1 pseudogene is annotated in these 763 nt (G+C 44.8%); it reads right to left on the reverse strand.

The annotated features are described in order from the left end of the window. Nucleotides 1-173: 173 nt before the first annotated feature. Nucleotides 174-284, reverse strand: a pseudogene (locus G5358_RS21480) (gamma carbonic anhydrase family protein); the annotation flags it as partial. Between the last annotated feature and the right edge of the window lie 479 nt (nucleotides 285-763).

A 763-nucleotide genomic window follows, 5' to 3' on the forward strand; every position in this document is an offset into this window, starting at 1 on the left:
CAACTGCCTCAACTGCCTCAACTGCCTCAACTGCCTCAACTGCCTCAACTGCCTCAACTGCCTCAACTGCCTCAACTCATCATTCACCTATATGTTCTTCTATAGAAGTAAGCGCTGTTCCCAAACCACTGCTGAGTGGTGAATGGTTAATGGTTGGATCACTTGGCGTGAACATCGTCAGCCAGCTGATATCGCCCTACATATACCCATTTGCCCAATTGCGGGCGTTTTCCCTTGTAGGGTCTCAGTCGCAAGTCCATCTTGGCCTCCTTGTTTTCGGCCATTCTAGCAATCTGCAGGCTGCTTCTGTGGATAAGTTTGTATAAAAGCTGTGATTGGAGATGAATAACTAAAAAAGTGCCCTTTTTTGCAATTTTATTGCCGATAAGGGGTTGTCAGAAAGAATCTGTTCCCTATAATGCGCCTCCATCGACAGGGCAAGCGGCAACGCAAACAACCTCGTCGATAACCTCGAAAAGCCTTTGAAAATAAGGCTTGACTCGAGAAGGCGGTTGAGTAGAATTCCACTCCCGCAGCAACACACTGTTGCGTCGCTCTTTAACAATTTGAATCAAGCAATCTGTGTGGGCACTCACAGCATCGAACATCAAAAACAATTTTTGATTTTCAATGTCTGGTGAAGTGACCAAGACGATTTCTTAGCAATAAGAAGTCGAACAGTTTATTTCAGCAATTCATTGAGCCGCTTTTCGAAGCAACCAAACTTAAATTGAAGAGTTTGATCATGGCTCAGATTGAACGC

Origin of the sequence: Aeromonas sp. 604176 (assembly GCF_049170755.1) — a bacterium.
Lineage (GTDB): Bacteria > Pseudomonadota > Gammaproteobacteria > Enterobacterales > Aeromonadaceae > Aeromonas > Aeromonas veronii_A.